Below are 26,415 nucleotides of genomic sequence, written 5' to 3' on the forward strand. Positions count from 1 at the left end.
GTCGTCACCTCTCGTCGGGTCGGTCACGGGAGCTCCGGCAGTTCGAGGTTCTCGCGGAACGTGTCACCCACGCGGTCACGACGCAGCCGTCCACGGCGGCGCAACTCCTCCAGGAGCCCGTTGACGACGAGATCGTGGGTGACCGGGTCGCCGATCCCTCCGATGGAGAGCACGTCGAGCACGCCGGCGTCCATCCGCTCCTCGACGGCGTCCGCGAGCTGCTCGGGGGTGCCGACGGGAGCCCAGTGGCCGGTGTCCTGGGCGGCGATGATCAGCTCCCGCAGGGTGCGCCCCTCGGCGACCTGCCGACCGAAGACCTCGACCCGCCCACGGCGCCGGTTCACGCTGCCCAGTTCCGGCACCCGTTCGATCGGCACCGGGCCATCCAGCGGCAGGTCGGAGAGGTCGATGCCACCGAGCATGTCCTCCAGCACGGCGCGCCCGGCGACGAGGTCGATCGCCTCCTGCTTCTCGCGGCGCAACCGCAGCGCCTCGGACTCGGTGGCGCCGAACGTCGCATGGAACGAGCTCATGATCAGCGGCAGCCCCTCGGGACGGCCCAGTTCCGCGGCCCGACGGCGCAGCCTCGTCACGAAGTCGAGCGCCACGTCGAGGGTGGGCAGGGACGTGAACACGACCTCCGCGTACCGGGCGGCAAGCTCGAGCCCGGCCGCGGACTGGCCGGCCACGAACTGCACCGGCCGCCGCTGCGGCAACGGCGGGATGTTCAGCGGTCCCGCCACCGTGAAGAAGGTGCCCTTGTGGTCGATCGGGCGGACCCGGCTCGGGTCGAACCGGACGTGGCCCTCCTCGTCGTGACCGAGCGCCCCCTCGCCCCAGCTGTCGTAGAGGGCGTTGATCACGTCGAGGGACTCCGCGGCCCGGGCGTAGCGCTGCTCCGGGCTGGGCAGGTCCTCGCCCGAGTAGTTCTCCTCACCGATGGAGGACGTGACCAGGTTCCAGGCCGCGCGGCCGTTGCTGATGTGGTCGAGGGTGCCGAACTGACGGGCCAGGTTGAACGGGTGGTTGAACGTCGTGGTGACCGTGGAGATCAGCCCGACATGCTCGGTGACCAGGCTCAGCGCCGCCATCACCGTCAGCGAGTCCTGGCTGCCGATGCTCCCCTGCCCGTTGAAGCTGAGCAGGTCCGGGGTGAACAGGGCGTCGAACCCGGCCCGTTCGGCGAGCCCGGCGACCTCGACGGCGGTCTCGAGGGTGTGCCGCTTCGGGTCGAGGGCCAGCTCGTAGGCACCGGGCCGGCCACCGGCCCCGGTGACGGTCTTCAGGTAGCGGCCCATCAGGCGGCCCCGCCCTCGAGGAACGCGTCCACCAGGGACGTGAGTCTGGAGTCGGCACCGAGCGCCACGCCGTGCACCTCCTCGGTCGTGCCGAGCACCGACGTGAGCTCGAACGTCGGGATGTGGAACGCGATCTCCAGGATCCGCTCCTGCGCCCGGGCCAGGACCTCGTTGCGGGCAGCGACGTCGGTGAGCCCTCGCTGCTCCTCCAGTAGAACGTTCAGCTCCTCGTCGGCCACCCGGTACGGATCCTCGTCACCGAACGCGAAGCTCGTGCGCAGGATGTCCCCGTCCGCACGGCTCAGATTGCCGTAGGTGAGGTCGAACTCGCCGGCCTCACCCTTCGCCGTGCGCTCGGAGACGTCACCGGTCCACAGCTCGACCTCGATGCCGACCTCCTTGGCCTGCTGCTGGAGCAGTTCGAGCGCCGATTGGTTCGCGACGAAGTTGTTGCTCCAGGCGATGACCAGCGCGAGCCGCTCACCGTCACGCTCGCGGATGCCGTCGGCGCCCGGCACCCACCCGGACTCCTCCAGCAACCGGGCCGCTTCGTCGACGTCCTGCTCGAGGTACTCGCTCAGGTCCACCCACCCCGGTGTGGTCGCTGCCAGCGGGCTCGTCGAGACCGCGTACGACTCGTTCAGGGTCGCGTCCCGCAGATCCGTCCGGTTCAGTGCCAGGGAGAGAGCCCGGCGCACGTTCACGTCCCCGACGATCGGCTTGGCGTTGTAGGGCGTCAGTCCGAAGGTCGTGCCAGGGTTGCCACGGGCCACGATGGTGTAGCCCGAACCCTCGAGGGTGGCCTGGTCCTGCGGCGGGACGCCGCCGATCACGTCGACCTGACCCGAGGAGAGGGACCCGGTGCGCACGCTCGCCTCGGGCACGATCTGGAACACCACCTCGTCCAGGTAGGCCTCGCCGGTGTTCTGGCTCAGCGACGAGGGCCAGGCGTACCCCACGCGCCGGGAGAGGACCACCTCGGTGTCCTTGGTGTAGCGGTCCAGCACGAACGGTCCCGTGCCGATCACCCCTCCGGAGACGCGTTCCTCCCACGGCAGCGCCAGGGTGGAGGCCGCGAGCGGGCCGAAGATCGGCTCGGTCAGGGCCTGCAGGAACGGGGCGCTGGGGACGTCGAACCGGACGATCGCCGTCTGCTCGTCGACGACCTCGGTGTCGACGTAGCCCGCCAGGTGCTCGATGGCGTAGCTCGCCTGTGCACCCTGGGCGAGCACGTCCGCGAAGTTGTCCTTGATCGACTGCGCCGTCAACGGTGTCCCGTCCGAGAAGGTGACGCCCTCCCGAAGGTGGAAAGTGAACTCGGTCGCCTCCTCGTTGATCTCCCACTCCTGCGCCAGCCAGGGCGCGAGCTCACCCGTCTCGGGATCCTGGTCGAGGAGCGAGTCGACGAGCTGGCGCGTCACATAGCGCGCGTCGTTGCCGGAGCCACCGCCCTGGGGCGTGAGGCTGGCGGGGTCGTTGGCGACGGCGAAACGCAGGGTTCCACCCGCCGTCGGCTCCGCTTCGGTGCCGCTCGGACCGGTCGAGGCACCGGTGCCGGCATCGCCCCCGCCGCAGGCGGCCAGGCCGAGAACGCCGGCGGAGAGGCCGCCGATGAGGACGGCACGGCGGGAGATCGGGGGAAGGGACATCGGGTACTCCTTGAGCATGAGAGGGGGCGACGCCGGGTGGCGTCGGGTGGTGAGGTCGGCAGCGGAGGGGCGCGACGGCGGCGACCCGGATCGCGTGGATCGGATGACGCGACCGGGCGGAACGGGTCAGACCGTGACGGGGGCACCCAGGCGACGGTCCTGACTGCGGCGGCCATGCTGGTCCGGTGCGGTGAAGCCGCGGGCGCGGCCGGCGTCCGCGGCGCTCCAGAGGTCGGTGCCGAGTTCGGCGTTCACGAGCGGGATGACCTCCTCGGCGAACTGGCGCAGCACGTCCTGCTGGGCCTCGTGGGGAAGCAGGTGGTTGGCGGAGATCGCCTGGACGTGGTGGCCGAGCGAGTCGTGGAACCGGACGATCTTCTCGGCCACTCGTTCCGGGGTGCCGACCAGGGCCGTGCCGGTGTCGGCGGCCTCCTCGACCGTGGTGAACACGGAGACCTTGCCGAGGGTGTTCGGGCCGTGGTCACGCAGGCTGGCGCGTGCACGGTTCGCCTCGAACACCGGCCGGTACTGCTCGATGGCGGCCTCGTTCGTCTCGGCGAGGTACAGGCCGCCCGAGCCCGCGCCCACCCAGGCGAGGGCGGGATCGCGTCCGTGGAACTCCCACCGCTCGCGGTAGTGGTCAAGCAATCGCTTGTAGTTCACGGTCGGCTGCAGGGTGTGCGAGGAGAACACCGGGTCGCCCCATTTCGCGGCGAGCTCGACGGCATCGGTGGAGGTCGCCGAGCCGTGCCAGATCCGCCAAGGGCCGTCGAAGGGGCGCGGCAGGGTGGTGACGTGCTCCAGCGGTGCGCGGTGGGCGCCCGACCAGGTGACCCCCTCCTCGCTCAGCAGCCGACGCAGGAGTTCGTAACTCTCGACGAGGTACTCGTACTGCAGCGCGCCGTCCTTGCCGAAGATCGGGAAGTGCTCCACCTCGTTGCCCTTGCCGATCACGATCTCCAGGCGTCCGCCGGAGAGCACGTCAACGGTCGCGTAGTCCTCGGCGGCGCGCACCGGGTCCAGCAGGGACAGCACGGTCACCCCGGTGGAGAGCAGGATCCGGTTCGTGGCCGCTGCGATCGCGCCGAGCAGCACGGTCGGCGCCGAGGACAGGAAGTCGCCGTAGTGCCGCTCCCCCACGGCGAACGAGTCGTAGCCGAGCTCCTCGGCGAGGACGGCGGCGGCGACCACCCGCTCAAGGCGCTCGGTGGGGCTGATGGGGACGCCGTTCACGTCCTGTGGCTGGTACGGGACGATGTCCTGGATCCGGAATCGCATGCTGCTCCTTGTAGGTCTGGGGTGGGGGTCGAGTGGTCTGTGGTGGTTTACGGTGTGTGCCGGACCGGGAGGTGCGGACCGGTCGGGTGGGCTAGCCGCGGGTCCTCACGCGTCGAGCCAGGCGGAGGAGAGCGAGCCGAGCCGGGAGTCGGCCGCGAGCCACACGCCGTGGGTCGTCGCGGTGGTGCCGAGCACGGTGGTCAGCTGGAACGTCGGGATGTGGCGGCCCTGCTCGAGCAGGTACCGCTGGATGTCGGCCAGCAACGCGTTCCGCTCGGTCGGGTCGACGATCGCCCGCTGCTGCTCGAGCAGGGCGTCGAGCTCGGGATCGGCGGCCGTGAACGGGCGCCCGGACTCGGACGAGAAGCTGGTCCGCAGGACGTCGCCGTCGGCGCGACTGGAGTTGCCGAAACGGAAGTCGTAGTCGCCGCTGCCCTCGCCCTCGGTGATGTCCGGCACCGTGCCCGAGACCAGCTCCACCTCGATCCCGACCTGGGCGACCTGCTGCTGGATCAGCTCGACGGCGCTCTGGTTGGCGACGAAGTTCGTCTGCCAGGCGAGCACCAGGGACAGCCGCTCGCCGTTCTTCTCCCGAACGCCGTCGGAGCCCTCGGTCCAGCCGGCGTCGTCCAGCAGCCGTGCGGCCTCGGCCGGGTCGTGGCCGAGCAGCTCGGACTGGTCGGACCAGCCTGGCGTGGTGTCGGAGAGCACGCTGCGGGAGACGGCGTAGTCGGCGTTGAGGGTGGCGTCCCTGATCTCATCGCGGTTCAGCGCCAGGGAGAAAGCCCGCCGGACGTTGACGTCGTCGACCCCGGGGTTCTCCGTGTACGGAGTCAGGCCGAACGTGGTCCCCGGATTGGCCCGGATCACCAGGGCGGCGCCACCGGCCTCAAGTGTCTCCTGATCCTGTGGGGGCACGCCGCCGATGACGTCGACCTGCCCGGAGGTGATCAGCCCGCTGCGCACGCTCGCCTCCGGCGCCACTTGGAACAGCACCTCGTCCACGTAGGCCTCGCCGTCGTTCTGCGACACCTCGGACGGCCACGCATACCCGGGCCGCTTGAGCAGCAGGACCTCTGTGTTCGCGGTGTAGTGGTCCACGGTGAAGGGACCCGTTCCGATCACGCCGCCCGCGGCTCGTTCCTCCCACGACTGCGCCAGCGTGGCGGCCGCGAGCGGGGCGAGCGCCGGGCCGGCGAGCGCCTGGATGAACGGCCCGTTCGGGGCGGTGAAACTGACCTGCGCCGTGTACTCGTCGACGACGAGCGTCTCCTTGTAGTCCCCGAAGTAGGCCACCGCGACGTTCGCGTTCGCGCCCTGGGCGACGATGTCGTCGAAGCTCGCCTTGACGGACTCCGCGGTGAAGGGAGTGCCGTCGGAGAAGCTCACGTCCTGACGCAGGGTGAACGTGAACACGCTCGCGTCGTCGCTGATGGTCCATTCGGTGGCGAGCCACGGGACGATCTCGCCGGTCTCGGGACTCTGGTCCACGAGCGAGTCCACGAGCTGCCGGGTGACGTACTGGGTGTCGTTGCCCGAGCCGCCGCCCTGGGGGTTGAGCGTGATCGGGTCGTTCGCGATCGCGAAGGTCAGCCGGCCGCCGGGTCGGGGCTGCCCGGCCTCGGTGCGCTGCTCGTCGGCGTCGGCGTCCGAGCCGCAGGCGGCCAGGCCGAGCGCGAGCGAGGACAGGGCTCCGGCGGTGAACGCGCGCCGGCTCAGGGGAAGGTGACTCATCGCGGGCTCCAGACGAGCGGAGGAGGGGTGGTCGGGGAGGTCATTGCGGAACCGCTACGTCCTGGCCCGGGATGGCGGCCAGGAGCTCGCGGGTGTACTCGTGGCCGGGACGGAGCAGGACCTGTGCCGCCGGCCCCGTCTCGAGGACCCGGCCGTGCCGCATCACCGCGATGGTGTGCGACACCTGCCGAACGACGGCGAGGTCGTGTGAGATGAACAGGTAGCTGACCCCGAGGTCGACCTGAAGGCCGGCGAGAAGGTCCAGGATCTGCGCCTGGACACGCACGTCCAGCGCGGAGACGGGCTCGTCGAGGACCACGAGCTCGGGGTTGACCGCGAGCGCCCTGGCGATCGCGACGCGCTGGCGCTGCCCGCCGGAGAGTTCCAACGGCCGGCGTGCTGCGAACGACGTGGGCAGCCCCACGTGGTCGAGCAACTCGACCGCTCGAGCGCGACGCTCGGCGCGGGTGCCGATCCGCAGGGAGTGCAGCGGCTCGGCGATCAGCTGGCCGACGGACAGGCGCGGGTTCAGCGACGCGTAGGGATTCTGCTGGACCACCTGCAACCGGTGCCGCAGGGCACGCAGCGCGGACCCGCGCAGGTGCGTGATGTCGGCCCCGTCGAAGCTGATCGTGCCGTCGTCCGGCTCGAGCAGCCGCAGGATGAGCCGGGCCGTCGTCGACTTGCCGGAGCCGGACTCGCCGACGAGCGCGAGGGTGCGCCCGCGTCGGATCGTCAGGCTGACGTCGTCGACGGCGCGGAAGACACCACTCGGTTCGACGGCGCGCGGCACGCTGAAGTCCTTGACCAGACCCTCCGCCCGGACCACCACGTTCGCCTCGTCGGAACCATCACCGGCGCCGACCTCGGGCGGTTCCGCCTCGTCGACGCTCGCCGGCCCGACCGCGCTGTGCAGGCTGATCAGCGTGGGGGTGGCGGTCTGCAGGCTCGGCGCGGCGGCGATCAGCGATCGCGTGTACGGGTGGTGCGGGTCCGTGAGGATCTGCTCGGGCGTCCCGATCTCGACGATCCTCCCCTCGGACATCACGGCGATGCGCGCGGCCCGGTCGGCGGCCACGCCGAGATCGTGGGTGACCAGCAGCACGCCGGTGTCGGCGTCCGCGGTGAGCGCCTCGATGTGGTCGAGGATCTGCTTCTGCACCGTGACGTCGAGTGCGCTGGTGGGTTCGTCGGCGATGACCAGTGCGGGCCGGGCGACCGTGGCGATGGCGATCAGGACGCGTTGCCGGAGCCCACCGGAGAGCTCATGCGGGTACTGGCGCGCGCGGAGCTCCGGGTTGTCCAGTCCGGCATCCGCGAGGGCGTCCAGGGCGCGATACCGGGCGCTCCTGGCGTCCGCGAGCCCGTGGATGCGGAGCACCTCGGCCACCTGGTCACCGATCCGGGTGACCGGGTTCAGCGAGACGGTCGGGTCCTGCGGGATGAGCCCGATCCGCGCACCGCGCACCCGCTCCAGCTCGCGCCGGCTCACGCCGCGCAGATCCTTGCCCTCGAAGAGGATGGTGCCCTCGGTCACCTCGGCGGCGGCCGGCAGCAGCCGTACCACGGCGTGGGCCGTTGTCGACTTCCCCGACCCGGACTCGCCGACCAGGGCGACCGTCTCCCCGGCGTGGATGTCCAGCGAGAGCCCGTCGACGGCGGTCACCACCTGGCGCCGGGTCCGGTAGCGCACGTGCAGGTCGCGGATGCTCAGCAGCGGCGTGTCCGCTCGGGCGGTGCTCATCGGGCGTACTTCCGTTCCGAGTCGAGGGACCGGGCGATGTGGTTGGCGGCGAGCACGGTCGCCACCACGGTCAGGCCGGGCAGCGCGGTCAGCCACCACGCCGTCGCCAGGTAGTCGCGCCCCTGGGCCACCAGGGCGCCCCACTCCGGGGTGGGCGGTTGCACGCCGAACCCGAGGAAGCTGAGCGAGGAGACGGCGAGGATGGCACCGCCGAGGTCCAGGGCGGCGAGCACGAGCACGGGCGCGGCGGAGTTCGGCAGGATGTGCCGGACGAGCACCCGCCACCGCGTCGCGCCGCCGGCGATCGCGGCCTCGACGTAGTCACTGGTCCGCACCGAGAGCACCTGCGAGCGCATGATGCGTGCGCAGGATGCGACCGACCCGACGCCGACCGCGATCGCCACGTTGATCGTGCCGAAGCCGAGCGCGGTGATCATGGCCAGCGACAGCAGGATGCCCGGGATCGCCAGAAGCACGTCGACGAAGCGCATCAGGGCCGAGTCCGCCCACCCGCCGAAGAAGCCCGCGACCAGGCCCACCAGCGAGCCGGTGCTGAGTCCGAAGACCACCGCGAGGGCGGCCGAGGACAGCGACAGCGCGGACCCGTGGACGACCCGGGTGTAGAGGTCGCGGCCGAGCTGGTCGGTGCCGAACAGGTGCTGTCCTGACGGGGCCTGCATCCGCTCGGCCGGGACGGCCGCGTAGGGATCGCCGGAGGTGAGGACCGTGGGCCAGAGCGCCGCGACGAGAGCGACGGCCAGCACGGCGAAGGCCAGGAGCAGGCCGGGGCGCCGCACGAGCGAGCGTGCGCCGTCGCCGAGCCGGTTGGCCACGCGCCGCTCCTGCACGCGTGCCGGTGCGCTCGTCTCGGTGGCTGCGTCCGGTAGCAGGACCGCCGTGGTGGTCGTGTCGGTCATGTCGATGCTCCCTCTGGAGTCGGGATGGCGGTGGTGGCACGGCCGATCGGAGTGCGGCGGCGGGTGGTCACGACGCGTGGGTCCACGAGTGGATAGACGAGGTCCACGATCAGGTTCACGACGACGTACACGGCGGCCGCGATCACCACGATCCCGAGCACCGTGGGCACGTCCCGGGCGCTCACGGACGTGGCGGTCAGCCGACCGAGACCGGCCCGGGAGAACACGGTCTCGGTGACCACCGAGCCGCCGAGCACACCACCGACCATCAGTCCGGCCAGGGTGAGGGTGGGCAGCGCCGCATTGCGCAACGCGTGGCGCAGGTGGACGCGCCGCCGGGATGCCCCCTTGGCCCTCGCGGTCTCGATGTAGGGCTGGCCGAGCGTGGTCTCCAGGCCCTTGTTGAGCAGTTGCGCCACCGTGGCCGCGTTCGGGATGGCGAGCGTGATCGCGGGCAGCACGATGCTCGCGAGGCCCTCGTTACCCATCGCCGGGAGGAGCCCGTACCGGAACGAGACCACCTGCAGGAGCATCAGCCCGAGCCAGAACGAGGGCACCGCCACGCCGAGCGGCGGGATCGCCGTCAACAGGCGACTCAGCCAGGCGAACCGGGTGTAGGTCGCCGCGATCGCGATCGCGGCGCCGAGGGTCACCCCGAGCGCGAGGCCCGCGAACGCGATCTGGGCCGTCTGCGGGATCGCCTCGGCGATGAGGTCGGCGACCGGGCGGTTGCTCGCATAGGACATGCCGAGGTCCCCGGTGAGCAGCCCGCCGAGCCGGTTCAGGTACTGCTGGTACAGCGGCAGGTCGAGCCCGTACTGCACCCGGACCGCGTCGAGCTGCTCGGCGGTCAGGTTGTTCTCCCCGTCCTCACCGAGCAGCAGGGACACGGCGTCGCCCGGCAGGGCATACAGGATCAGGAACGTGATGGTGAAGGCCGCCCAGAGGACGAGAACGGCCTGCCCCACGCGGGCAAGGAGGTATCGGGGCATGGAGGGTCCATCGGTCGGCCGGCGGCGTGGCCGGGTACCGGCGCGTAGCCGGGTCGGGTGCGGGCAGGTTCGTGCGCAGGCGCGCTCGGCGGCGCCGGGTCGGGTGGGATCGGCCAGCGGGTCCGCCGTGATGCCGGGCGGGCTCGAGGGGTGGGCTCGGCGCCGCCGGATCAGCGTCCCTGGGCGAGGTGCCGCGGGCGGGGCGAGCCCGGCCCGGTCAACTCGTCAGGATCGGGTCAGCGACAGCTCGGGGCAGCGGCGCGACGACGGCTGCGCACGTATGGCGCGACGACCGGCGCGGCCATCGCGCGGGTACGGCCAGGGTGCTGAGTGTCCCTGCGGTCCATCGGGTTCTCCTCGATTGCGGGTTGCGCGTCTCGCGCCGGGTCGTCACCTGGGGCACCCCCGCCAGGGTTGCCGTCCAGTCAGCCAGGGCAGTCATGACTGGAACTCGTGACCTGCGGACCATGCTGCCGTGGTTGAGCGGGAACGGAAACGGACCCACCCGCGTGTCTCAGAGGCTGAGATGGCAGGTGGGTCCGGGGGCGGCTGGTCCAGGGGCCGGGGCGGCACCGCCGGCCGGCCGGCTGGTCGATCGAGGCGCCGGCGGGTCGGGTCCTCAGGCGGCGTCGGCGAACGACTCCGGCACCATCCGCGTGGTCACACCGATCCGGTTCCAGGCGTTGATCATCGTGATCAGCATGATCAGGGCGGCGAGATCCTCGTCACCGAACTGTGCCCTGGCGGCCTCCCACACGCCGTCGGCCACCCGGTCGCCCCCTTCGCTCAGCCGGGTCATCGACTCCGTCAGGTCGAGTGCGGCACGTTCGGCATCATCGAAGCACGGCGCCTCGCGCCAGGTCGCGACGGCCCAGAGCCGGTTGTCCGCGACGCCCGCCTTCTTGGCGTCGGCGCTGTGCTGGTCCACGCAGTAGGCGCATCCGTTGATCTGACTCGCGCGCACGCGCACCAGCTCCTGCAGCGGCTGGGGCAGGTCGCTCGAGCCGGCCACGGTGTCGAGCCGGACCATCGCCTTGTAGGCGGCCGAGGCCAGCTCGGAGACGATCAGTCGTGCGGTCATGGGATCTCCTTCCGTCGGCGCCTCCCGATGAGGCTCCGAATGCGACCGTAGGTCCGATATTGGCTCTTGGTAAGGTCCAAGTGTCACGATCCTGATTGGGCCAATCGGAGCGTCTCCCATGGAACTCCACATCAGCCTCGAGGGGCACCCCACGGTCGTCGGCGCGATCTACCGTGGCGTCCTCGAGGCGATCCGGGACGGCCGGATCCCTGGCGGGCGGCGGCTGCCGCCGACGCGCCAGCTCGCCTCGGACCTCGGCGTCTCCCGTAACTCGGTGGCGGGCGCGTACGAGCGGCTGACCGCGGAGGGCTACCTCGAGGCGCGGGTCGGATCGGGGACGTATGTGCGCGCGGCACCCCCGCCGCGCACGACCGTGACACCCCGCCGCCGCGAGCCCGGGTTGCGCCCGCTGGCGGTCTGGTCCCGGATCCCGGCGGGGATGCCTCGGGTGGGATCGAACCCGCGGTTCGACTTCTCGGTCGGGATGCCCGACGGCGACCTGTTCCCGCTCGCGACCTGGCGGCGCCTGCTCTCCCGCGAACTCCGGGTGACGAACCTCGACCTGGGTCGCTACGCCGCGCCGTCGGGCGTACGACCCCTGCGGGCCGCGATCGCGCGGCACGTGGGTGCCTCCCGTGCCGTCCGTGCCGCGCCGGACGACATCATGGTCACGAACGGCGCCCAGCAGGCGCTCGACCTGATCGGCCGGGTGATGGTCGGCCCGGGCGACGTGGTCGCCGTGGAGGAACCGGGCTACCCGCCCGCGCGGCGCGTCTTCGAGGCACTCGGCGCCCGCGTGATCGGCGTCGGGGTGGACGGCGAGGGCCTGATGGTGGACGCACTCCCGGCCCGCGCCCGGCTGGTGTACGTGACGCCGTCGCACCAGTTCCCCCTCGGCGCGGTGATGTCGCTGGCCCGCCGGCAGGCGCTGCTGCGCTGGGCGCGGGAGGTCGGCGCGACCATCGTCGAGGACGACTACGACTCCGAGTACCGGTACGCCGCCCGTCCGCTCGACCCGTTGCAGAGCCTGGACCCGGACGGGCACACCGTGTATGTCGGCTCGTTCTCCAAGACCCTCTCCCCCGCGCTTCGACTGGGCTTCGTCGTCGCCCCGGAGGCGCTGCGCGGACCGCTCCAGATCGCCCGGTCACTGGCCGACTGGCACGGGAACCCGATCACCGAGCTCGCCCTGGCCCGGTTCATCGAGGACGGGGAACTGGCCGCGCACCTGCGGCGGACCACCCGGGTCTACGCGGACCGCCGGGCCGGCCTCCTGGACGCGCTCGCGGCCTGGCCACCGGGGCGGCTCGCGGTGATCCCGTCCGTGGCGGGCCTGCACGTGGCTGCGCGGCTCGGCGCCGGCGTGGATGCTCCGACGGTCGCCGCCCGGGCCCGGGCGGCCGGGATCGCGGTGCACCCGATCTCGCACTTCGCCGCCGACCCGGCCACACCGGACGGACTCGTGCTCGGCTACGGCGTGATCGACGCGGAGCGGATCGGACCTGGCCTGCAGCGGCTCGCCCGGCTCATCGACGACTCCGTCGAAGGCTGAGGCCTGAGGCGGTCGCGGTGGGCTAAAGATCGAGTTCGCCACCCTCGAACTGGTCGAACACGCCGAGCCCCGCTCGACGGTGAGGACGTGGCGGCGATCCCGTTCGGGGTCGTCGTGCGCGACGACCCCGGGGTGAACGCGCCGTGGACCTGGCACATCGACCCGGCGAGCCTGGAGTTCGCCGACCAGACGATCGAGGTCTGCGAGGCATGCCCTCGCATGTCGAGGACGGGGTCGTCACCTCCGAGAACTACTGCTCCTGGTCGGCACGCATCATCGCGATCGACTGAGCCGGACGCCTCCCGCGACGTTCACGGCGACGGCGTCGATCCTGTCGCCCACCCGTGACTGCCTGCTCTATGCGGATCGAATGCTCCTTGCTGGAATTCCCGATGCGCCGAGCGCCTCCTCGGCGATCTTCCGCTTCAACTCGAGCGACTCACCGATCTCGGCCGCGAGCCGCGGTCGGGTGCGGATCAGCGCATCGACGGTGTGGAGCGGGAGAACGAGAACGGTGAGGACCTCGGCCGCGACCGTGACCGCCTGGGTGCGCTCACGAGTCAGCGCGGTCTGGCCGACGAGCTCTCCCGGTTCAGCACGCCCGACATCGATCCTGCCTCCGTCGACCTCCACGGCGAGGGTGGCGCTGCCCGAGACGACGATCAGCACCTGGTTCGGAACGACCCCTGCGGGCAGCACCACCTCGCCGGCGCCGTAGCGCTCCAGGTGCGCGGACGCCAGCACCTGCTCGCGGTCCTCGTCGCGCAGGTGCAGGGTCGGCGCCACCGTCTGGACCGCGGCGGCCAGGCGTTCCGGCGCCGTGACGGGATCCGTGTCATCGCCGTCGAGGGCGAATCCATGCCGACGTGCGGCGTACCAGAGCCAGGCGAGGTACATCGACAATGTGCGTGCTGCCTCGGAAGGGCCGGACACGGGTATCGACACGCTGAACGCGGCGGCGCCGCTGTACTCGGCACGGGCGCGCACGCCCGGGAGCCGCATCGGCAAGGCATCCGCGACCTCGACCAGCAGTGCCATGACCTCGTGGGGCGGGTCGTCCGTCGAGAACGTGATCGATGCGTGCGCCGAGTAGGGTCCGGGCGGCTCCGACAGATTCGTGAACGAGGCTCCGGACAGGGAGGAGTTCGGAACGATCTGGATCCCGGATCCGGTGTCGATGTGCACGGCGCGCCAGTTCACCTCGACGACGCGTCCCCTGACGCTGCCGATGTCGAGCCAGTCCCCGATCTTGAAGGGCTGCTCGAACAGCAGAAGGAGGCCGGAGATGACGCCGCCGACGGCGTTCTGGAGCGCGAGGCCGATGACGATCGACCCCACACCGAGGGCTGTGAGGAGGCCGCCGACGTCGGCTCCCCACACCCACGAGAACAGCAGCGCCAGGCCGACGACAACCAGTGCGAGGCGGGCGATCTCGACGAAGATCGTCGGGATGCGCTCGCGCCAGGAGCCGGGGGTCGCGTTGGCGAACAGCGCGACGTTGAACGACGACAGCACGAGCAGGATGACGAGGAATCCGAACACGGTCGCCACGACCCGCACCCACACCTGGTCCGCCGGAGACTGGACCGCGAACGCCAGCAGTGCGAACAGGGCGCCGGCGGGCAGGACCCAGTTTCGCAACAGCCGGACCGGCCCCGCGAGCGGGCTGTTGCGTCGGCTCAGGGCTGCAAGAGACTCGGTGAGCAGCACGAGCAGGACGGGCACGCCGATCGCGAGAGCGATGACCCACCATGCCGACCCGTCCTGGAACGCATCCTCCATGATCAGCTCACCCGCCAGACGGTCTCGGTCTTCCCACGGATCTCGACCGTTCCGGCCTCGACGTAGTTGACCATCTCCTGGGTCCGGTCATGGACGGTCTGACTGACGTAGATGCCCGGCTGGCCGGTGACCGAGCGGACGCGGTACGCGAGGTTCACGGCATCCCCCCACAGGTCGTAGGCAAGGCTGGCACGGCCGACGAGCCCGCTCGTGACGGTGCCGGTGTCGACACCGGCACGCAGGGCTATCGAGGTGCCGTTCTGGGCGTTGAAGCGCTCCAGGACGCCCAGGAGCTGCTGCGCGAAATCGACGCTTCGGCGCACGTTGTCGACGCGTGGAACGACCATCCCGGACGAGGCAAGATAGCCGCCGCGCAGAGTGCGGACCTTCTCGACCCCGGCCTTGGCGGCCGCTTCGTCGAACCCGCGCATGAGGGTGTTGAGCTGACCGATCTCCTCCTCACCCGTGAGCCCACGCGCGTATTCGTCGAAGCCCACCAGTTCGGCGAAGACCACGGACACGTTCTCATGGGCTTCTGTGATGGCCTCATCGCCCTGTTTGTAGCGTGCTGCGACGCTCTCCGGCATCAAGGTCAACAGGAGCTTCTCGTTCTCAGCCTGCTGCTCGTCGATGAGTTGCTGCTTGATGCGCAGACTGGACGCCATGTCGTTGAATGCGCTGCCCAGGTCTCCGAACTCGTCGCGAGAGCCCTGTGGGACCTTGACGTCGAGATCCCCTTCGGCGACTCGGTGGACGGCACCGACGAGACGGTGGATCGGGCGCGTGAACACCTGCGCGAGAAGGAGCGAGAGGAGGGAGACGGCGAGGAGAATGCCCAACAATGACAGCAGCACGGTGCGGGTGAAGTCGGTGACCGGGGCGAAGGCCTCCGCCGAGTCGATCCGCGCGATGATCACCCAGTCCAGCCCTTCGAGCTCCAACGGCGCGTACGCGGTGACGCTCGGCCGACCGAGGTAGCCCGACCCCACGATCGTGCCGCTTCGACCGGCCTGCGCCTCCCCGACCGCGAACGTGTCGACCGGAAGGAGGAGCACCGTGCCTCCGACCTCCACGACCCGCTCGGCGATGCTCGGGGCGATGCCACCCTCGATCGCCAGTTGCGCGAACGTGTCAGGACTCTCGACGAGCGATCTCGACGTGGAGCGCATGAGGTCGTCCCGTCCGACCAGGTAGACCTCGCCGGTGTCACCGAGCCCCTGATCGTTCCACTGCTCCCCGCCGGTCATCAGGTCGTTGATCGCGTCCAGCGAAACCTGCACGGCGAGGGCGCCGGTGATTCCCGCGTCGTTGCCGATCGGCGAGATCGCCCACATCGTCGGCATGTTCAGCGACGGGATCCAGCGTTCGAAGTCGGTGAGGATGATCGTTCCGACGGAGTTCGTGGCGATCGCGTCCCGATAGGCCTGCGCGAGGGCCGTCTCTCCGTATGGCCCCGTGTCGACATTCGTACCGAGCTCGACTCCCTTGTAGGCCGAGTACACGACGTCACCGTCGAGATTCAGCAGCAGCGCATCCTCGTATCCCGCCTCCGTGACCAGCCGCTCGAAATAGTCCCCGTACCGGCCGGCAGCGGCCGAGTACGACGTGCCGTCTCCGGAGTCGTTGAGCGTGAGCAGCGTGTCATAGTCGGCATCGAAGTCCAGATTGCGCGTCGTGTACTGGGACTGCAGGTACTGACCGGCGGGCGACTCCGGGATGAACGCCGAATCGCCGAACTCGGTCCCTGACCGCGCTTCCAGTTCCGGGATGAACGTGTCGGCGTAATACGCCTCGAGTCGCGCACTCTGGTCGGAGGTGACCTCCCGGTCCTGGAGCTCGTCGAAGGCCTGGTTGAGCGTCGTGGACATCGTCTGCGCGCTCAGATTGCGAGACTGCAGCGACGCATCCCGGCGGATGGCCTCGATCTGGGTGGTGACCTCGGCGGCACGCATCGAGCGGATGGTGATCAACTGGTCGACAGCCGAGTCGTGCAGCGACTGGCGGCCGTTGACGAACCCGAGGGCTCCGACGATGACCGAGGAGACCAGACTCACCCCCAGCAGCATGATGAGGAGTTTGGACTGGATACTCAGTCCACCGCGCCGAGAACGCGATCTCGCCGAGACTTGCCCCTTTGCCGATTCCGTATTCAACGCTTCCGACACCGTTGCCCCCCGTCTCGCACCGTCATGGTCGACCGGCGCATTTCCCCGACTCGGCGCTTCCCCCACGCAGAAGGTCGCCCCACTCCCGTCTGTGACACACAACCTATCGTGGCCCGGTAAGGCCGCGGCAAGGGGTAACACGGTCAGATCCATGGTGGATTGAGAAATCTCCCTTACCGGTGGGCGCTGAGACGAAACCGTCCCGAAACCTGGCCTCCCCCTGGCGCTTTAGGCAATCCCTCTTATACCTTGCGGGGGTGACTCGAGCGCGCAGTACGTGGAACGTCGTCGTCGTGACCCTTCTTGCCGTTGTCCTGGCCGTGCTGCCGACGGCGGCCGTCGCGGCAACGACGGCAGGCTGGGCCACCTGGCAACCGCTCACCGGTTCGACGGGGTCGTTCACCACCACGATGCAACTGCCCGCCGCAGGATTCCCGGCCGCGACCGTCACGACCGACTCCCGCGGCGGACAGGTCGGCGTCCAGACCGGAGCGAGCATCTGGCTGGGCGCCGCCACTCCCCCCGGCGCGGTGTACGGGTCGAGCAGTGGTCAGCAGTACCTGAACCTGCGACCGCGAGCAGACAACGCCACCTCGCCGTCGACGACGACGTACACGTTCGAGCGCCCCACCCCTGCCGGCGGCTGGGCGTTCGTGCTCGGCGACATCGACGCCGACCGCGCCGTGGTCATCGCGCGGGGCGAGGACGGCCAGCTCCTGACCGGCGCCGAGCTCGGCTGGCAGGGCGGCTTCAACTACTGCGCAGTCTCTCCGAGCCCTTCGTGCACCGGCGACGCGACCGACGTCGCGAGGTGGGATCCGGTCACCGGTGAGGTGATCGGCAACGCGACCGGGCTCGACACGTCGGGGGCCGCCGGGTGGTTCGAGCCCACCGTCGCGATCACGAGCCTGACGATCTACTTCTACCAGCGGTCCGGCTTCCCGGTGTACCAGACGTGGTTCGCCTCGCTGGCCCGGGACATCACGGGAGTCGTGACGCACGATGTCGACGGGCCGCTCGGCGGTGCCACGCTCACTCTCCTCGGACCGGACGGTACGCAGCTGGCCACCACGACGTCGGCGGCCGACGGCACGTACTCCTTCCCTGGCTACACCGCAGCGGACGGCTACACGGTCGAGATGCGAGTGCCCGCTGACCCCGACGGTCCCGGATACATCGCAGTCGGGCCGACGGTGCTGGCGGCAGACCTGTCCACGACCGACGCGACCGACGTGGACTTCGCGGTCCGGGACATCGTGCCGGTGCCCATCAGTGGCACCGTCACCGACGAGGACGGCAACCCCGTCCCGGGAGCGACGATCACCCTGACGCCGACCGATGGTGGCACGCCCGTCTCCGTCGTCAGCGACTCGACCGGTGCCTATCTCTTCGACACGGTGCAGCCCGGCGAGCACGTGCTCTCCATCGATGCCCCACCTGGGTACACGGTGATCGAGAGCCCGGGACCGGTCACGGTGCCGACCGGTTCCGAGGAACCGATCACGGGCCAGGACTTCGTCGTCCAGGCGCCGGCCTCGGTGTCCGGGACGGTCACCGGTGGTGGCCAGGGCGTCGCCGGTGCCGTCGTGACGATCACCGGGCCCGGGGGCACGTTCACGACGCCGACGGCGGCAGACGGCGGTTACTCCTTCCCGGGCCTGCCGCCCGGGCAGTACACCGTCACGCTCGAGGTGCCGTTCGGGTACACGGCCGACGGACCAACGAGCCAGCAGGTGACGGTGACGGCGGAGGACGTGACGAACGTCGACTTCGCCGTGGAGAAGCCGGGTGCGATCGGCGGCGTCGTGACCGACGACGGCGGGGCTCCGATCCCGGGCGCAACCCTCGTCATCAGCGGGCCGGGCGGGGATGTCACCCTCACGACCGACGATGCCGGCGGGTACTTCGCCGACCAGCTCCCGGCGGGTGACTACGCGATCACGCTCACCGTGCCCGACGGCTACACGACCGACGTCACCGAACGCGTCACGACCATCACCGGCGCGGGCGAGAGCCGCCTCGACCAGGACTTCGAACTCACCGCCGACGCGCCGGCCCCGCCGGTCCAGGTGGGTGGCACGGTCACGGAGGCCGACGGTCGGCCGGTACCCGGCGCAGAGGTGACCGTCAGGGACCCCGACGGCGCCATCGTGGCAACCGTGACCACCCTCGACGACGGCACCTGGTCGGCCGACCTGCCGCCCGGCGCCGGATACACCGCCGAGATCACGCCGCCCGACGGGTACGCGGTCGACGGCGAGCCGGTACTCACGTTCGACGTGGTGGACGTCGCCGTCCTCGGGCTCGACTTCGTGCTCCAGGTCGTGACCGCACCGACGCCGCCTGCGCCGGGCGATCCCGGACCCGATCCCGGCACCGCCGGACCAGGCACGGCGCCGAACCGGCTTCCCGCGACGGGGGCCGACATCGACACCCTGATCCTCGGAGCGGCGCTACTGACCGCGGCCGGCCTGGTGCTCGTGGCCGCCGGCAGACGGCCGGCCGCAGCCACCCGCTCGGGGGGTCGGCACGTGGCCCCCGACGGGGACTGACGGCCGGGGATGCCGTCGGGTCATGACGGCCGCTACCGTGGCTGCCATGCACCGAAGCAGGATCGGCGTCGTCCTCATCGACCACCCGGCGGACCTCTACCCGGCCGCGGCCCGGTTCTGGGCGGCCGCCACCGCCGGGCCCGCGACTGGTGCGCCGCCCCCGGAGAATCCCTACGAGCACCTGGCCGCCCTCGGCGGCGACGTCAGCCTCGTGCTGCAGCGCACCGGTACGGGCACGCCGTCTCGGCTGCATCTGGACATCGAGACCGACGACGTCCCGGCCGAGACGGCCCGGTTGCTCGCACTCGGCGCACGCATGGTCGTCGAGCACGAGGAGTACCGCATCATGGCGGACCCCGGTGGCCTGGTGTTCTGCATCGTCCCCGTTCAGACGAACGACTTCGCCGAGCGCGCACGGGTCTGGCAGTAGCGGCGCCGGAGCATGCGCACGCCCGTCGCGTGCGGCTGCGCCACCAACAGCCGGGGGCAGTGGCGGCCGCCCCCGGCCGTGGTGTCCGACGGCCCGTAGGGCCGCCGAGGTTCCTTCGGTCCGGGGGCCCTAGTCCCCGGACCGAAGGGTCCAACGCGGGCCGCCCACCGCCCCCACGGCGGCGGCGACCCGCAGTCTCATCCGGCCGGCCCCCGCCGTCCGGTCCGCCGGGCCCCGCGGCGGTTCACCCGACCGCTCCCGCGGTCTCGGGTCGGAACTCGGCGGCGTCGAACGGGCGCACGCCGGGCCGGGCGCCGGGTGCCTGCGGGGGCAGCCCGAGGTTCTCGCGGAAGGTGGCGCCGGGGGTGTACTCGGTGCGGAGCACGCCCCATTCCTGGAGGAACGGCACCACCTTGTCGACGAACTCGTCCAGGCCGTAGGGCACCAAGTGGGAGCCGATGACGAACCCGTCCGCGGCGTCGGTCTGCACGGCGTCGTTGATTCGTTGCGCCACCTGCAGCGGCGTCCCCGCGAACGCCGCCCGGTGCGCCCGCGCGATCACCAGCTCCCGGATCGAGAGTCGGTGCTCGCGGGCGTAGGCGTACCATTCCCTGGCCTTCTCGAGCGGGTCGCCGGTGCTCGTGGTGCGGCCGCGGGAGATGCCGACCTCGACGCCGTCGGCCTCCACCGGCGGGACCGGGCCGTCGGGGTCGTGATCGCTGAGGTCCCGCAGCCAGGTCTGCTCCAGGAGCGCCAGCGCCGTGGCCGGCGTGACCTGGGCCAGGGCGACCTCACGGGCGCGCTCGGCCGCCTCGCCCGGGGTGTCCCCGAGCACGAAGCTGGCTCCGGGCAGGATCTTCAGCGTGTCCGGGTCCCGGCCCGCACGGCGTGCCCGGCCCTTCACGTCGGCGTAGAACTCCCGGCCCTGGCCCGGCTCGCCGAACGGGGAGAAGATCGCGTCCACGGTGCGGGCCGCGAACTCCCGGCCCTCGTCCGAGACGCCGGCCTGGACGAGCACGGGGTGGCGCTGCGGCGCCGTCGGGACGGGGAAGGTGCCCTCGATGTCGAAATGCTTGCCGTGGTGGGCGAACCGACCTGCGCCCGGGTCGGTGACGAACTCGCCGCCGGCGGTTCCGAGCGAGTCGGCCGGCCAGCTGTCCCAGAGTTCCAGCGCCGTCCGGACGAACTCGGCGGCCCGCTCGTACCGCTCGCCGCGGGGCAGGTAGCCGCCCCGGCGGAAGTTCTCGCCGTGGAACGCGTCGGAGGTCGTGACGACGTTCCAGCCGGTGCGCCCGTCGGAGAGATGGTTCAGGGTTGCGAGCTGACGGGCCAGGTCATACGGCTCGTTGAACGTGGTGTTGATCGTGGCGAGGAAGCCCAGGTGCTGGGTGACACCGGCCAGGGCCGCCTGGACGACGGCGATGTGCGGCCGCCCGGCGATGTCCAGTTCGTAGAACCGCCCCTTGTGCTCACGCACGCGCAGACCCTCGGCCTGGAAGAAGAAGTCGAAGCGACCCCGCTCGGCCGTCTTGGCCAGGTGCACGAAGGACTCGATGGCGATCTGGCTGCCGGCCCTCGGGTCACCCCAGACGGTGTGGTGGTTCACCCCCGGGAAGCTGGCGCCGAGGATGACCTGCTTGCCGTTCGCCGGCCGTCGCGCGGTCATCGGGCGGCCGCCGTGGTCTCGAGGGTACGGCGGGTGGCCAGCGGTGCCAGATCGTCGTGGTACCGGTTCGGTGGCCGGTCCAGACCGAAGCGCGCCCGCAGCGGAACGGGGCCGTCGGCGGCCCGGGACCCGCCGGACCAGCCCGGGCCGAGCGGCACCTGGCCGTCGGGGTCGAACAGGTCGCGGCGGATCAGCTCGGGGACCAGCAGCCCGGTGATGGCGGGGAGGTCCTGGAGGTTCTCGGCGGGCCGCAGGCGGAAACCGTCGACGCCGGCCGCGGCCCAGCTCTCCAGCAGCCGGGCCACCTCGTCCGCGGAGCCCGCGACCAGCGTGGCATCGCTGGACCGCACCCGATGTCCCTGCAGTTCCGCCAGCCGCAGCAGCGCGGCCGCGCTGGTGATGTCGATGACCACCTCGACGTCGGCGATGATCCGCAGCGGCGTGCCGATCCGGCCGACCGCCCGCTCCGCGGCCCGGACCTCGGCGATGATGTCGCGGACGTGCTCGCCGTCGCGGGGGGTCACGAACACCACGTCGGCGCCGAGCGCGGCGAGGCGGTAGGCGACGTCGCCGTGGGCGAGCGCAGTCACCAGGACCTGGCCCTGCGGGGGCCGCGGCACGATCGACGGGCCGGCCACCGTGAACCATTCGCTGCTGGCGTCGACGTGGTGCAGCTTGTCCGCGTCGAGGAACCGACCGGTCGCCACGTCGCGGATGACCGCGTCGTCGTCCCAGCTGTCCCACAGCGCCCGCGCCGTCTCGATGACGGCGGCGGCCTCGTCGAACAGGCCCTGCACGAAGGAGTCGTCCAGGTCGAGCAGGGGCACGTCGGGCACGGTGCGCCTGCCGGTCAGCTGCGCCTCGGGGTGCCGGGGGGAGACCCGCACCTGCCATCCGGCCCGGCCCTTGCTCGCGTGGTCCAGCGTGGCCAGCGCCGTGGCCAGGTGGTACGGCTCGGTGTGCGTGACCGTCGCCGTCGGGACCAGACCGATCCTGGACGTGACCGTGGACAGGCGTGCGGCCAGCAGGAGCGCGTCGAGCCGGCCACGGACCGCATCGGTGCCGAGGGCCGGATCGGTGCTGGCGGCGCTGGGTGAGGCACCGGAGAACGCGTCCTCGAACGTGACGAAGTCGAGGCCGGCCCGCTCGAGGGCGCTCACCTGATCGACCCAGTACCGAGCGGAGAAGAGCGTGCCCGGTTCGAGCCCGGAGCGACGCCAGGCGGCGGGGTGCCAGCCGGCGTTGTCGAGGGCGACGCCGAGACGGGGAACACGGTGGGACATCAGGACTCCGGTGTGAGTGGGCGGCGCGGGGCAACGCCCCCACGTGTCGTTCGCTCGATCCAGCGATCGGTGCGTCGCCGACCGGTGCGTCGGCGAGGGTGCCAGCGTGGGGCCGGGCCGAACCCGGCGCCATGACCCCAGGACCGCGTCTCAGTGCGTGAGATCGGACGCCGAACCGACCGCGTGGGAGGTCCGCTCACCCGTCGCCGGTCTCGCCGTGTGGGCACTTTACGTCTCATTCAGCAAGACATCGGAACCCGTTCGGTCGGTTGACTCCGTGCGCTCCTAACGTCCGAACTCCAGGCCGGTTGTCACCGGACCCCGCTCGTCGGACCGCGCCGTCCACTCGGACTGCGCCGGCCGTCACTTCGTCCACGCTCCGCCAGCCGGAAGGTTCTCGACCGATGACCGATGCACCCACGTTCACCCTCGCGCTCGAGGTGGACGCCGACGGGGTCCACCCGAACGCGTGGCGCCGGGCCCACCACGCGCCGGGCGAACTGCTCAGTGCGGCGCGACTCCTTCACGTCGTGCGCGGCGCCGAGAACGCCGGGTTCGCGCTCGTCACCATCGACGACTCCCTGCTCCCGGTGGACGGCAGCGTGGCCGGCCGGATCGACGCCGTCACCCGGGCCGCGTTCGCGTCGGGCCGGACCACCCGGCTCGGCCTGGCCCCACGGGTGCATCCGCGGGCCGTCGAGCCGTTCCACCTGGCCGCCCAGTTGGCTTCCCTCGACCACGTCAGCCGCGGTCGCGGCGCCTGGCTCGTCGGCGATGACGCGCTGCCCGGGCTGGACCGGGCGCTCGACCGGACGGTGCCCACCGGCGCCGAGGAGCGCGCGGCCGAGGTCCGGGCCGTGGTCACCACGGTGCGTGATCTCTGGGACTCCTGGGACGACGACGCGGTCATCAGGGACTCCACCACGGGCCGCTACATCGACTCCGACCGGGTCCGGTACGTCGACGCCCGGACCCCCACGTTCTCCGTCAAGGGTCCGTTGATCACGCCACGGCCACCGCAGGGCCAGCTCGTCGTGATCGCACCCCTCGGCCTGGTGCCGGCGCACGACGTGGACGTGACGCTGATCCGGGCCGCCACCACGGCCGACGGCGTCAGGGCGGCCGCCACGGCCGGCACGCCCCGGTCCCTGCTCGACCTCCAGGTCACCCTCGACACCGAGGACACCACCGGCACCCAGCGCCTGGACGCTCTCGGCGCCGATCCGGCCGGGACCGACCGGCCGCACTTCGTCGGCTCAGCGCAGGGCCTGGTGCTGCTGCTGGAGGACCTCGCCCACGCCGTCGGCCCGACGGGTGGCGTCCGGATCCTGCCGACCGTGATCGACGAGGACCTCCCCCAGCTGTCCCGGCACGTACTGCCGGCCCTACGGGCCTCGGGGCTGCTGCGCGGCCCGCGACCCGCAGCCACGCTGCGCGACACCCTCGGCCTGGACCGCCCGGCCAACCGGTTCACCACCCGGCCCCAGACCCCAGCCCCCACCCGGCAAGAAACTGCACAGGAGTTGTCCGCATGAGCCACCCGATCACCCGACCCGACGCGCAGGTCCACTTCGGGGTGTTCTTCCAGGGCGTCAACCATCACACGGTCTGGTCCGATGCCGAGTCCGGTTCGCAGATCGACCCGGACAGCTTCCTGCGGGTCGCCCAGGTGGCCGAGCGCGGCCTCTTCGATGCGTTCTTCCTCGGCGAAGGGCTGCGGCTGCGCGAGTCGCACGGCCGCGTGCACGACCTCGACGTGGTGGGCCGTCCGGACGCCCTCACCCAGCTCGCGGCACTCGCCTCGGTCACCACCCATCTGGGTCTGGTGGCGACCCAGAACACGACCTACAACGACCCCGCCGACCTGGCCCGGCGCCTGGCCGGCCTCGACGTGCTCAGCGGCGGTCGCGCCGCCTGGAACGTGGTCACCACGGACAACGCCTGGACCGGGGAGAACTTCCGCCGCGGCGGCTACCTCGACCATGCCGACCGGTACGTGCGTGCCGAGGAGTTCGTCCGGGCCGCGCAGGCCATCTGGGACTCCTGGGACGACGACGCGATCGCGCCGGACACCGATGCCGAGCACTGGGCGGCGCCGGATGCCATCGAGACGGTGGTCCGCGACGGTGCCAGCGTCCGGATCCAGGTGCGCCCCACCGTGCCGCGCAGCCCGCAGGTGCACCCGGTCCTGTTCCAGGCCGGTGACTCACCCGCCGGGCGGGACTTCGCCGCGCGCAACGCCGATGTGATCTTCTCCGCGCACGGGTCCGACCTCGACGACGCGCTCGCGTTCGCGGCCGACGTCCGCACCCGGGTCCGCGCTGCCGGGCGGCCCGCGGACGACCTCCTGATCCTGCCCGGCACGTTCTTCGTGCTCGGGGACACCGACGCCGAGGCCGAGGAGAAGTACGCCTGGCTCAAGCGCGCCCAGGTCACCGGGGCCACCGCACTCTCCCTGCTCGGCTACATCTGGGGCCAGGACCTGTCCCACCTCGATCCCGACGGCCCACTGCCGGACCTCGAGGCCACGGCGGTCGAGTTCGACGGCACCCGTGGAGCCGGCCTGAAGGAGGGCGGCCGCCGCAAGCTCGCCGAACAATGGCGCGCCCGGGCCGAGGCCGAGAACCTGTCCATCCGGGAGCTCGTGATCGCGCAGGAGGCGCGCCGCGGTTTCGTGGGGACGCCCGGCAAGGTCGCCGACCGGCTCGTCGAGTTCGTCCGCACCGGCGCCGTCGACGGCTTCAACATCTCGCCGTGGATCGTGCCGGACGGCCTCGATGACATCGTGGAGACGCTCGTGCCGGCGCTGCAGGAGCGTGGCGCCTACCGCACGGCCTACACCTCGACGACCCTGCGTGGTCACCTCGGGCTGCGCGCGCCGCTGAGCCACCGCGAGGCGGCCGGCGACATCGTCGACGCGGAGCAGATCGCCGGATGAGCGCCGTCACCGCACCGAGCCAGGTGCCCCCGCCGAGCCGCGCGTACCTCGATGCGCTCGCCGAGACCACCCGGCGTCGTACCGAGGCGTTCGTTCCGCTCGCCTCGCCGCACCCGGGTGCCCCGAGCTCCGCCGTCGAGAGCGTCCGGGCTCGCCTGACGCAGCGCTCCGGCGCCGTGCTCGACCTGGCCCACGCCGTCTTCGGCTACGCCGAGGAGGCGTTCGAGGAGGTCCGCAGCGTCGAGGCGATCGCCGCCACGCTGCGCGCCCACGGCGTGACGCCCGAGGTGGGCACCCATGGTCTGGCGACGTCGTTGCGGGCCTCGCTCGGGCCGGACGACGGCCCGACCATCGCGATCCTCGCCGAGTACGACGCCCTGCCGGAGATCGGTCACGCCTGCGGGCACCACCTGATCGCCGCCGCCGCGACCGGCGCCTTCCTCAGCCTGGCCGGCGAGGACCTGCCGGGCCGTGTGTTGCTGCTCGGCACCCCGGCGGAGGAGGGCAACAGCGGCAAGGAGCTGCTCGCCCGGGAGGGCTTCTTCGACGGCGTGGACGCAGCGATCATGGTGCACCCGTTCGGCTACGACGTGGTGGACCAGCCGTTCCTGGGCCGCCGTCAGCTCGTGGTCCGCTACCGCGGCGTCGCGGCGCACGCCTCGGCGCAGCCCTACATGGGCCGCAACGCCCTGGACGCGGTGGCCCTGAACTACCAGGCCGTCGGACTGCTGCGTCAGCACCTGCCGCCGAGCGACCGGGTGCACGGAGTGATCCGGGAGGGCGGTACCAGGCCCTCGATCGTGCCGGAGACGGCGGTCGTGGAGTACTACGTGCGGTCCGCGCAGGCCGCCACCCTCAGGGACCTCTCCGCACGGCTCGAGGACATCGCCAACGGCATCGCCCGGGCGACGGGCACGGTCGCCGAACTGACGTGGGACCCGAAGCCGTTCACCCTGCCGTTGCGTACCAACTCGCCGCTCGCGGCACGGTGGGCCGGGCACCAGGCGGCTCGCGGCCGAACCGTGCTCGCCGGTGGGGTGGTCCCCGAGGAGCTGGCCGCGTCCACCGACTTCGGGAACGTGAGCGTCCGGATCCCGTCGATCCACCCGATGATCGCGGTCTCCGATCCCGACGTCGCGCTGCACACCCGCGAGTTCGCGACCGCGGCCGGCTCCCCGGCCGGTGACGCCGCCGCCCTCGACGGCGCGGACGGCCTCGCCCTGACGGCCCTCGACTGGCTCCACGACGCCGACCTGCGCGCCGCCGTCCGTGCCGACTTCGAGGCCGCCGGCGGCGAGCTCGACGTGCCGGGCTACTTCGACTGACCCACTGCGACCGATACCCCCACCGACCC

Annotated in this window: 19 protein-coding genes and 1 riboswitch; of the genes, 7 read left to right on the forward strand and 12 right to left on the reverse strand. The window is 71.5% G+C overall.

Features of this window, described 5'->3' with window-relative positions; translation table 11 throughout:
* Positions 1 to 23: 23 nt before the first annotated feature.
* From GKS42_RS23095 to GKS42_RS23130, 8 genes are all read right to left on the reverse strand, one after another.
* Complete coding sequence (locus tag GKS42_RS23095) at positions 24 to 1,298, reverse strand: NtaA/DmoA family FMN-dependent monooxygenase (RefSeq protein WP_154795955.1); 1,275 nt, start codon at positions 1,296 to 1,298, stop codon at positions 24 to 26.
* Positions 1,298 to 2,947 carry an ABC transporter substrate-binding protein gene (locus GKS42_RS23100; RefSeq protein ID WP_168217961.1) on the reverse strand — a complete coding sequence of 550 codons (1,650 nt, stop codon included), beginning with the start codon at positions 2,945 to 2,947 and terminating at the stop codon, positions 1,298 to 1,300. Before GKS42_RS23100 ends, GKS42_RS23095 begins: the two co-directional genes overlap by 1 nt.
* 126 nt (positions 2,948 to 3,073) lie before the next feature.
* Positions 3,074 to 4,225: an LLM class flavin-dependent oxidoreductase gene (locus tag GKS42_RS23105; protein WP_154795957.1), complete on the reverse strand. Its 1,152-nt coding sequence runs from the start codon at positions 4,223 to 4,225 to the stop codon at positions 3,074 to 3,076.
* A gap of 105 nt (positions 4,226 to 4,330) precedes the next feature.
* Positions 4,331 to 5,959 (reverse strand): ABC transporter substrate-binding protein, encoded by a 1,629-nt coding sequence (locus tag GKS42_RS23110; RefSeq protein WP_154795958.1) that lies wholly within the window; start codon positions 5,957 to 5,959, stop codon positions 4,331 to 4,333.
* A gap of 40 nt (positions 5,960 to 5,999) precedes the next feature.
* Positions 6,000 to 7,703 (reverse strand): dipeptide ABC transporter ATP-binding protein, encoded by a 1,704-nt coding sequence (locus tag GKS42_RS23115; RefSeq protein ID WP_154795959.1) that lies wholly within the window; start codon positions 7,701 to 7,703, stop codon positions 6,000 to 6,002.
* Positions 7,700 to 8,620: an ABC transporter permease gene (locus GKS42_RS23120; protein ID WP_154795960.1), complete on the reverse strand. Its 921-nt coding sequence runs from the start codon at positions 8,618 to 8,620 to the stop codon at positions 7,700 to 7,702. The genes GKS42_RS23115 and GKS42_RS23120 overlap by 4 nt, the downstream gene beginning before the upstream one ends.
* Positions 8,617 to 9,612: an ABC transporter permease gene (locus GKS42_RS23125; protein WP_154795961.1), complete on the reverse strand. Its 996-nt coding sequence runs from the start codon at positions 9,610 to 9,612 to the stop codon at positions 8,617 to 8,619. Before GKS42_RS23125 ends, GKS42_RS23120 begins: the two co-directional genes overlap by 4 nt.
* Positions 9,613 to 9,964: 352 nt before the next feature.
* A riboswitch (SAM riboswitch) is annotated at positions 9,965 to 10,071 on the reverse strand.
* A 160-nt stretch (positions 10,072 to 10,231) separates the two neighbouring features.
* Positions 10,232 to 10,693, reverse strand: a complete 462-nt coding sequence (locus tag GKS42_RS23130) for a carboxymuconolactone decarboxylase family protein (protein ID WP_154795962.1) — start codon at positions 10,691 to 10,693, stop codon at positions 10,232 to 10,234.
* Between the two features lie 118 nt (positions 10,694 to 10,811).
* Here GKS42_RS23130 and pdxR point away from each other — a divergent pair, with 118 nt between their 5' ends.
* Entirely contained in the window at positions 10,812 to 12,245 is a 1,434-nt protein-coding gene (gene pdxR / locus GKS42_RS23135; RefSeq protein ID WP_154795963.1) for a MocR-like pyridoxine biosynthesis transcription factor PdxR, read from the forward strand.
* Between the two features lie 114 nt (positions 12,246 to 12,359).
* Entirely contained in the window at positions 12,360 to 12,593 is a 234-nt protein-coding gene (locus tag GKS42_RS27050) for a BP74-related protein (RefSeq protein WP_435529682.1), read from the forward strand.
* Between the two features lie 9 nt (positions 12,594 to 12,602).
* On the opposite strand, the gene GKS42_RS23140 is transcribed toward GKS42_RS27050, so the two are convergent.
* Together GKS42_RS23140 and GKS42_RS23145 are read right to left on the reverse strand one after the other, a co-directional pair.
* Positions 12,603 to 14,027: a mechanosensitive ion channel family protein gene (locus GKS42_RS23140; protein WP_154795964.1), complete on the reverse strand. Its 1,425-nt coding sequence runs from the start codon at positions 14,025 to 14,027 to the stop codon at positions 12,603 to 12,605.
* A gap of 2 nt (positions 14,028 to 14,029) precedes the next feature.
* Entirely contained in the window at positions 14,030 to 16,345 is a 2,316-nt protein-coding gene (locus GKS42_RS23145; protein ID WP_154795965.1) for an adenylate/guanylate cyclase domain-containing protein, read from the reverse strand.
* Between the two features lie 104 nt (positions 16,346 to 16,449).
* Between GKS42_RS23145 and GKS42_RS23150 the strand changes: the two genes are divergently transcribed.
* Both GKS42_RS23150 and GKS42_RS23155 read left to right on the forward strand, forming a co-directional pair.
* Positions 16,450 to 18,744 (forward strand): MSCRAMM family protein, encoded by a 2,295-nt coding sequence (locus tag GKS42_RS23150; RefSeq protein ID WP_154795966.1) that lies wholly within the window; start codon positions 16,450 to 16,452, stop codon positions 18,742 to 18,744.
* Between the two features lie 46 nt (positions 18,745 to 18,790).
* Positions 18,791 to 19,174 (forward strand): VOC family protein, encoded by a 384-nt coding sequence (locus tag GKS42_RS23155; protein ID WP_154795967.1) that lies wholly within the window; start codon positions 18,791 to 18,793, stop codon positions 19,172 to 19,174.
* A gap of 244 nt (positions 19,175 to 19,418) precedes the next feature.
* Here the strand turns inward: GKS42_RS23155 and GKS42_RS23160 are convergent, their stop codons facing one another.
* Positions 19,419 to 20,840, reverse strand: coding sequence for an NtaA/DmoA family FMN-dependent monooxygenase (locus GKS42_RS23160; RefSeq protein WP_154795968.1), 1,422 nt, complete (start codon positions 20,838 to 20,840; stop codon positions 19,419 to 19,421).
* The gene (locus GKS42_RS23165) at positions 20,837 to 22,123 is read right to left on the reverse strand and encodes an LLM class flavin-dependent oxidoreductase (protein WP_154795969.1); all 1,287 of its coding nucleotides are present in this window, start codon (positions 22,121 to 22,123) and stop codon (positions 20,837 to 20,839) included. The genes GKS42_RS23160 and GKS42_RS23165 overlap by 4 nt, the downstream gene beginning before the upstream one ends.
* 404 nt (positions 22,124 to 22,527) lie before the next feature.
* Here GKS42_RS23165 and GKS42_RS23170 point away from each other — a divergent pair, with 404 nt between their 5' ends.
* From GKS42_RS23170 to GKS42_RS23180, 3 genes are read left to right on the forward strand one after another with little or no spacing between them, the layout of a single operon-like run.
* Entirely contained in the window at positions 22,528 to 23,658 is a 1,131-nt protein-coding gene (locus GKS42_RS23170) for an LLM class flavin-dependent oxidoreductase (protein ID WP_154795970.1), read from the forward strand.
* A complete protein-coding gene (locus GKS42_RS23175) occupies positions 23,655 to 25,061 on the forward strand; it encodes an NtaA/DmoA family FMN-dependent monooxygenase (RefSeq protein WP_154795971.1) in 1,407 nt (468 codons plus the stop codon). The genes GKS42_RS23170 and GKS42_RS23175 overlap by 4 nt, the downstream gene beginning before the upstream one ends.
* A complete protein-coding gene (locus GKS42_RS23180; RefSeq protein ID WP_154795972.1) occupies positions 25,058 to 26,386 on the forward strand; it encodes an amidohydrolase in 1,329 nt (442 codons plus the stop codon). The genes GKS42_RS23175 and GKS42_RS23180 overlap by 4 nt, the downstream gene beginning before the upstream one ends.
* Positions 26,387 to 26,415 lie beyond the last annotated feature (29 nt).

Source organism: Occultella kanbiaonis (assembly GCF_009708215.1).
GTDB lineage: Bacteria > Actinomycetota > Actinomycetes > Actinomycetales > Beutenbergiaceae > Occultella > Occultella kanbiaonis.

Coding starts and splice junctions, on each gene's coding strand:
- GKS42_RS23095 (WP_154795955.1), bottom strand. CDS start 1,298: ATGGGCCGCTACCTGAAGACCGTCACCGGGGCCGGTGGCCGGCCCGGT.
- GKS42_RS23100 (WP_168217961.1), bottom strand. CDS start 2,947: ATGTCCCTTCCCCCGATCTCCCGCCGTGCCGTCCTCATCGGCGGCCTC.
- GKS42_RS23105 (WP_154795957.1), bottom strand. CDS start 4,225: ATGCGATTCCGGATCCAGGACATCGTCCCGTACCAGCCACAGGACGTG.
- GKS42_RS23110 (WP_154795958.1), bottom strand. CDS start 5,959: ATGAGTCACCTTCCCCTGAGCCGGCGCGCGTTCACCGCCGGAGCCCTG.
- GKS42_RS23115 (WP_154795959.1), bottom strand. CDS start 7,703: ATGAGCACCGCCCGAGCGGACACGCCGCTGCTGAGCATCCGCGACCTG.
- GKS42_RS23120 (WP_154795960.1), bottom strand. CDS start 8,620: ATGACCGACACGACCACCACGGCGGTCCTGCTACCGGACGCAGCCACC.
- GKS42_RS23125 (WP_154795961.1), bottom strand. CDS start 9,612: ATGCCCCGATACCTCCTTGCCCGCGTGGGGCAGGCCGTTCTCGTCCTC.
- GKS42_RS23130 (WP_154795962.1), bottom strand. CDS start 10,693: ATGACCGCACGACTGATCGTCTCCGAGCTGGCCTCGGCCGCCTACAAG.
- pdxR (WP_154795963.1), top strand. CDS start 10,812: ATGGAACTCCACATCAGCCTCGAGGGGCACCCCACGGTCGTCGGCGCG.
- GKS42_RS23140 (WP_154795964.1), bottom strand. CDS start 14,027: ATGGAGGATGCGTTCCAGGACGGGTCGGCATGGTGGGTCATCGCTCTC.
- GKS42_RS23145 (WP_154795965.1), bottom strand. CDS start 16,345: ATGGATCTGACCGTGTTACCCCTTGCCGCGGCCTTACCGGGCCACGAT.
- GKS42_RS23155 (WP_154795967.1), top strand. CDS start 18,791: ATGCACCGAAGCAGGATCGGCGTCGTCCTCATCGACCACCCGGCGGAC.
- GKS42_RS23160 (WP_154795968.1), bottom strand. CDS start 20,840: ATGACCGCGCGACGGCCGGCGAACGGCAAGCAGGTCATCCTCGGCGCC.
- GKS42_RS23165 (WP_154795969.1), bottom strand. CDS start 22,123: ATGTCCCACCGTGTTCCCCGTCTCGGCGTCGCCCTCGACAACGCCGGC.
- GKS42_RS23170 (WP_154795970.1), top strand. CDS start 22,528: ATGACCGATGCACCCACGTTCACCCTCGCGCTCGAGGTGGACGCCGAC.
- GKS42_RS23175 (WP_154795971.1), top strand. CDS start 23,655: ATGAGCCACCCGATCACCCGACCCGACGCGCAGGTCCACTTCGGGGTG.
- GKS42_RS23180 (WP_154795972.1), top strand. CDS start 25,058: ATGAGCGCCGTCACCGCACCGAGCCAGGTGCCCCCGCCGAGCCGCGCG.